Genomic DNA, 6049 nt, shown 5'->3' with positions numbered 1-6049 from the left:
ACCCACTGGAGCCCGGCCGGGTTCGGCACCGACGGCTGCCCGGCCGGGCTCCAGTGGGTGGCACCGCACGGCCGGGAGGAGCTGCTGCTCGCCGCGGCCCGGGAGGCGGAGCGGCGCGGGGTCGCACCGCGCCACCGCGTCTCCTAGGCGGTGATGTCCTTCGTCGTGAACCTCGCCCAGGCCGCCGAGCCGAACACGGCCGCGTACAGGGCCTGCAGGCCGAGGTTCCTCGTCAGGCCCTCCCAGTGGACGGGTTCGCGCATGAGGTCGGCGAAGGAAAGCCAGTAGTGGGAGAAGAAGTAGGGGTGCAGGGCGCTCAGCTGGGGGATCTGGTCCAGGATCTGAACGGTGGTCAGCAGCCCCACCGTCGTCGCCATCGCCGCGATGCCGCTGTTGGTCAGCGTCGAGACGAACAGGCCGAGCGCCGCCACCCCGGTCAGTGACGCGGCGACGACGAGGGCGATCAGCAGGGCTCTGACCAGGCCCTCGCCGAAGCCGATCCGGGTGCCGGAGATGGTCGTGAGGTCGCCGAGCGGGAACAGCAGCGCGCCGACGGCCAGGGCCGAGACGGCGACCACCAGGGTGGCGGCCAGGCAGAAGGCGAGGACGGTCGCGTACTTGGTGAGCAGCAGCCGGCTCCGCCCGGCGGGGGCGACCAGGAGGTAGCGCAGGGTGCCGGCGTTCGCCTCGCCGGCGAGGGCGTCGCCCGCGACCACTCCGACCGCCATGGGCAGGAAGAAGGGCAGCGTGGCGGCCAGCGCCGTGAAGACGAGGAACAGGCCGTTATTGGTGATCTGCGAGATGAACGCCGGTCCCCCGCCGCCCGGGCCGCCGGCCGTGGAACCGTCGCCGGTCTCGATCTTCACGGCGACGCCGACCAGGACCGGTACGGCGGCCAGCACCCCGAGCAGGGCGAGGGTGCGCCAGCGCCGGAAGGTGGTGAGCAGCTCGCTGCGGAACAGACCGAGGGTCCACAGCGGGTTCGCCCTCCGCGTCTCCTCGGCCCGTGCCGATGCCTGAGCCCGTGATGACGCCTCGGCCCGTGACGACGCCTCAGCCCGCGACATCGAACCCCTCCCCGGTCAGCGCCACGAACGCGTCCTCCAGCGACGCCCGTTCGACCCCGAGGCCGCGCACCCGGACCCCGGCCGTCACCAGCGCCGCGTTCACCTCCGCGAGGTCCCGCCCGGGCACCTCGCCGGTCACCCGGTCCTCCGCCACGACGACATCGGCGACCCCCTGCTCCTTCAGCACCCGGGCCGCGTCCCCGGTGTCCGGCGTGGTCACCACCAGCCGGCCGCGCGCGCCCGCGGCCAGGTCGGCCACCGCGCCCTGGGTGATCAGCCGGCCCCGGGCCATCACGGCGGCGTGGGTGCACACCTGCTCGATCTCGTCGAGCAGGTGGGAGGAGAGGAAGACGGTGGTGCCGTCGGAGGCCAGCTCCCGGACGAGGGTGCGGATCTCCCGCATGCCCTGCGGGTCGAGGCCGTTGGTCGGCTCGTCCAGGACGAGCAGCCGGCGGGGCCGGAGCAGGGCGGCCGCGAGGCCGAGGCGCTGCTTCATGCCCAGGGAGTACGCCTTGGCCTTCTTGCCGGCGGCGGCCGTGAGGCCCACCCGGTCCAGGGCGGCGGCGACGCGGGCGCGCCGGGTGCGCGGATCGGCGGTCGGGTCGGCGGCGTCGTAGCGGAGCAGGTTGTCGCGACCGGAGAGGAAGCCGTACGGGGCCGGACCCTCGATGAGGGCGCCGACGCGGGGCAGCACGGCGCGTGCGGAGCGCGGCATGGGGCGCCCCAGGACGTGCGCCGTGCCCGAGGTCGGCTCGATCAGACCCATCAGCATGCGGATGGTGGTGGTCTTGCCGGAGCCGTTGGGGCCGAGGAAACCGAAGACGCTGCCCGCCGGGACGGTCAGGTCGAGGCCGTCGACGGCGAGCTGTCCGCCGCGGTAGCGCTTGGTGAGCGCCCGGGTGACGACGACGCCGTCCCCCGCGTCCACCGGATCCGGACGCGCGCCCGCCGTGTCCGGTCCGGTGGCGGACGCCTCGCCCATCGGTTCCCCCGTCTCCCGCCGTGCCGTAAGGTCCCGGGACCTTACTTCCCCCGGTCGGCCGCCTTCACGAGCGCTTCCTCGGTGACGGCGCCCACGTAGACCTTGCCGTCCTCGGTGACCAGGGCGTTGACCAGGCGGGTGCTGAACACCGTGCCCGTGCCGAAGCCTCCCTCGACCCGGTCGCCGAACGAGCCGAGGAAGCCGCCGAGGTCGCCCCCGGCGTCGGCGGCCGGCAGGCCCGGGCCGCCGGTGTCGAGGACGGCGACGGAGTTCCAGCCCTCGCCGAGCACCGTCAGCCCGTCGAGGCCCTTGGCCAGGTCCTCCTCGGACTTCGGGGGGTTCCCGGGCTTCCCGGAGTGCCCCCGGTCCCGGTCGAGTTCGCCGTCCTCGGTCACCTTGGCGCCCTTGGGCGGGGTGAAGTCGAAGGTCGACGCGGCCGGCCGGTCGAAGCTGACCCGGGTGAAGCCGACGTCCACGACGGCGGCGCCGCCGCTCGCCGGGGTCAGCGTGAACTTCAGCGGCATCCCCGTCCTGTGGTCGACCGCGATGCTGATCGCGCCGACCGTGGAGTCGGACTGCCTGGGCTTGACGACCAGCCGGTAGGCGTCCCGGCCGGCCACCTGGGCGGTGCCGTCGACGGTCACGGACGTGGTGTCGTCGACCGCCTTCAGGGCCTCCTCGGCGAAGTCCTTCGGAGTGGCCGGGGGCTGCTGCCCTCGGTCCTCGCCGGAGTCGTCGACGGTGGCGTGGTAGACCTCGTTGGACCTGCTGTCGTAGCCCCAGACGTCCTTGCCGTTGTGGATCAGGCTGTACTCGGCGGCGTCCTCCAGCAGCGACACCTTCTGCCGGTCCGGGCCGTCGGCGGCGACGCGCAGGGTGTGCGTGCCGGAGGCCAGTTCGGTGAGCCTGGTGGACGGGTCGGCCGAGGAGCCGCCCTCGCCCCGCTCCGGGGCGCCGGGGGCGAAGCCGTCCTGCAGGCCGCCGAGGTCCGGCAGGCCGAGGTCCGTGGTGATCTTCACGGTGCCGGAGAGCCGCTCGACGTCCGACTGCGCGATCTTCTCGATGAGCTGTGCGGCGGTGATCTCCGGCAGGTCGGGGTCGCCGGAGTCGGCGAGCGCGGGGACGAGCCCGATGGTCGCGGCCGCCACGCCCATCACCGTGACCGGAACGGCGTACCGTGCGGCCCTGCGCCGCCCCGCGCGCGGTTCGCCGGCCTCCCCCGCGGTCGTCATGTCGTCGGATGCGTACGGTGCCATGTGTGCCCTACCTCCGTGGTCGGCGGCGGCTTCCGTCTCGTGTCCTCGCACCAGTCTCCCCCTGAGCCGCCATTCTCACCCGAATCGGTGAGGAGTGGTGATGTCCGTCGTGGTCCATCCGACCAAATCCGGCGGGCGGATGCGTCAGACCGCGGACTCAACTCCGTGTACTGCTGCGGTATGACACGGCGGGCGGTTCCCTCCCCCGACCAGTAGGGGACGGCCCCGGGGAGCGACGGCGGACCGGGCCCGGTCGTGCCGTCGCCGGCGGCTCAGCCCGCCCGGTGCACCACCGCGTCGCACAGCTCCACCAGCGCCGCCTTCGCGTCGCACTCCGGCAGCGGGGCCAGTGCCGCGCGGGCCTCCTCGGCGTAGCGCACGGTGTCCCGGCGGGCCTGCTCCAGGGCCGGGTGGGCGCGCAGCAGCCGCAGCGCCTCGGCGTGCCGGGCGTCGTCGGTGAGGTCGGAGTCGAGCAGCTCGCACAGGGCGAGGTCCTCGGCCAGCCCCAGCCGGGCCGCCCGCTCGCGCAGCCGCAGCACGGGCAGCGTGGCGATGCCCTCGCGCAGGTCCGTGCCGGGGGTCTTGCCGGACTCGTGGGAGTCGGAGGCGATGTCCAGGACGTCGTCGGCGAGCTGGAAGGCGACGCCGAGCCGCTCGCCGTACTGGGTGAGCACGTCCACGACCGTCTCGTCGGTGCCGGACATCATCGCGCCGAACCGGCAGGAGACCGCGACCAGCGAGCCGGTCTTGCCGCCGAGCACGTCCAGGTAGTGGTCGACCGGGTCCCGGCCGTCCTGCGGTCCCGCGGTCTCCAGGATCTGCCCGGTGACCAGCCGCTCGAACGCCTCGGCCTGCACCCGCACCGCCTCCGGGCCGAGGTCGGCCAGGATGTGCGAGGCCCGCGAGAAGAGGAAGTCGCCGGTGAGGACCGCGACGGAGTTGTCCCAGCGGGCGTTCGCGCTGGCCACGCCGCGCCGCACCTCGGCCTCGTCCATGACGTCGTCGTGGTACAGCGTGGCCAGGTGGGTCAGCTCCACGACCACGGCCGACGGCACGACGCCGGGCGCGTAGGGGTCGCCGAACTGGGCGGAGAGCATCACGAGCAGCGGGCGGAAGCGCTTGCCGCCGGCCCGCACCAGGTGCTGGGCGGCCTCCGTGATGAAGGGCACCTCACTCTTGGTGGCCTCGAGCAGCCCCTCCTCGACAGCCGTCAATCCGGCCTGGACATCGGCTTCCAGAGCCTGGTCCCGCACGCTCAGCCCGAACGGCCCGACGACGGTCACGAGGGGTCTCCTGTCTGCTGGTGTCTGGTGGCGGTTACACGGTTTGTCGATAGGTCGCTGCCCTCACTCGAGTCAGCGTATCCGGTCATGTTTCGATCACCGCCAGCGCCCGGCGTTACAGGACGGGCGGTACGAGATCGAAACCGTCGGATTTTTGATCGTTTGATCACCACGGACATTCATCGTCTTTCCCGGGCAGAGCCGTCCACGCCCCGGACCGTGGTCCGGGCCACATTCCGGGCCGCATTCCGGGCCACGGCCCCGTCCTGTCCGCCACTCCCCCATCCTGCCGCCCCCGGTGCCCGATTTGCCGTAATTGGCAAGCGAATTCCCCTTTGCGCGAAATGCGGATCGACCGTCGGGCCCGTGAGGTCGGTCACGCGCCGCGCACCCGCCCACCCCTCCGGCGGCACCGGCGTCCTCCCTTTGTCCGCAACCGAGTTGAGCGTTGGCGCCCGCAAAGGATCAACCGCCCCAAAACGCCCCACACAAGATCAAACGGCTCGTTCTGTGGCGTCCGCACTTGTTCCCGGCATGTGCTCTCGCATACGTTCCCGGCCTGTCGGGCGGACGCCGAATCCTGCCACCGCCCGCACCCACCGACGACGAACTCACTCACGCACGGCAGGAGCGGGGGACCCAGGTAAGTCGCCGGGCCGGCCACACGCCGGAACGGCTAGGGGTGAAGCCATGCCCGCAGGGGCACGGCCGGGCACTCTCCCGCCCGAACCCGACAGCTCACCTCGCAGGCGTAGGAGAGGAACCCAGACATGCCTGCATCCGGTCAGCTCCGCCGCTTCGGCAGCCGCCGCCTCGCCCGCTCCCTCGCCGTCACCGGCATCGCCGCGATCGCCCTCCCGCTCTTCGGCGCGACCCACGCCTCCGCGGCCACCACGCCGTCCGCCGCGACCGCCGCCCCCACGACCGCCGCCTCCACGACGACGTACGCGAACAACCTCGACGGCTGGATCCGCGAGTCGCTGTCGATCATGGCGCAGCACGGCATCCCGGGCTCCTACGAGGGCATCCACCGCAACATCATGCGCGAGTCCTCCGGCAACCCCAACGCCGTCAACCTCTGGGACTCCAACGCGGCCAAGGGCACCCCGTCGAAGGGCCTGCTGCAGGTCATCGACCCGACCTTCCGGGCGTACCACGTGCCCGGCACCACCTTCGACCCGTACGACCCGGTCGCGAACATCACGGCGGCCTGCAACTACGCCGCCGACCGCTACGGCTCGATCGACAACGTCTTCGGCGCGTACTGAGCCGTCCGCTGACGGCCGAGCACGGCCGCCCCACCGAACAGTCGCTCGAGGACGACGGCCACGCCGTCGTCCTCGTTCGACGTGGTGACCTCGTCGGCCACCGCCTTCAGCTCGGGATGGGCGTTGGCCATGGCGACGCCGTGGGCCGCCCAGCCGAACATGGGGACGTCGTTCGGCATGTTTCTTATACACA

Annotated in this window: 6 protein-coding genes and 1 riboswitch; of the genes, 1 reads left to right on the top strand and 5 read right to left on the bottom strand. The window is 72.6% G+C overall.

The annotated features are described in order from the left end of the window. Positions 1-143 precede the first annotated feature (143 nt). From B7L92_RS27655 to B7L92_RS27640, 4 genes are all read right to left on the bottom strand, one after another. Positions 144-1067 carry an ABC transporter permease gene (locus tag B7L92_RS27655; protein ID WP_081240078.1) on the bottom strand — a complete coding sequence of 308 codons (924 nt, stop codon included), beginning with the start codon at positions 1065-1067 and terminating at the stop codon, positions 144-146. Continuing rightward, positions 1054-2049, bottom strand: a complete 996-nt coding sequence (locus tag B7L92_RS27650) for an ABC transporter ATP-binding protein (RefSeq protein ID WP_004984632.1) — start codon at positions 2047-2049, stop codon at positions 1054-1056. The genes B7L92_RS27655 and B7L92_RS27650 overlap by 14 nt, the downstream gene beginning before the upstream one ends. Positions 2050-2090: 41 nt before the next feature. Then, on the bottom strand, positions 2091-3305 hold the full coding sequence (locus tag B7L92_RS27645) for a LolA family protein (protein WP_081240077.1): 1215 nt from the start codon (positions 3303-3305) through the stop codon (positions 2091-2093). 272 nt (positions 3306-3577) lie between these two features. Then, positions 3578-4588 (bottom strand): polyprenyl synthetase family protein, encoded by a 1011-nt coding sequence (locus B7L92_RS27640; protein WP_081240076.1) that lies wholly within the window; start codon positions 4586-4588, stop codon positions 3578-3580. A 602-nt stretch (positions 4589-5190) separates the two neighbouring features. Continuing rightward, positions 5191-5355: riboswitch (cyclic di-AMP (ydaO/yuaA leader) on the top strand. Between the two features lie 3 nt (positions 5356-5358). Between B7L92_RS27640 and B7L92_RS27635 the strand changes: the two genes are divergently transcribed. Then, entirely contained in the window at positions 5359-5856 is a 498-nt protein-coding gene (locus B7L92_RS27635) for a transglycosylase SLT domain-containing protein (protein ID WP_081240075.1), read from the top strand. Here the strand turns inward: B7L92_RS27635 and B7L92_RS27630 are convergent. Next, positions 5820-6049: HAD family hydrolase (locus B7L92_RS27630; protein WP_159461065.1), on the bottom strand; the 230-nt coding region annotated here is incomplete at its 5' end. The two genes, B7L92_RS27635 and B7L92_RS27630, sit on opposite strands and share 37 nt — an antisense overlap.

The sequence above is a fragment of the Streptomyces viridosporus genome, from assembly GCF_002078235.1.
Classification (GTDB): Bacteria; Actinomycetota; Actinomycetes; order Streptomycetales; family Streptomycetaceae; genus Streptomyces; species Streptomyces viridosporus.
This window is presented reverse-complemented; position numbering and strand designations above follow the sequence as displayed.

Excerpts from the sequence above, each read along its gene's own strand:
- B7L92_RS27655 (WP_081240078.1), bottom strand. The coding sequence starts at position 1,067 with ATGTCGCGGGCTGAGGCGTCGTCACGGGCCGAGGCGTCATCACGGGCT.
- B7L92_RS27650 (WP_004984632.1), bottom strand. The coding sequence starts at position 2,049 with ATGGGCGAGGCGTCCGCCACCGGACCGGACACGGCGGGCGCGCGTCCG.
- B7L92_RS27645 (WP_081240077.1), bottom strand. The coding sequence starts at position 3,305 with ATGGCACCGTACGCATCCGACGACATGACGACCGCGGGGGAGGCCGGC.
- B7L92_RS27635 (WP_081240075.1), top strand. The coding sequence starts at position 5,359 with ATGCCTGCATCCGGTCAGCTCCGCCGCTTCGGCAGCCGCCGCCTCGCC.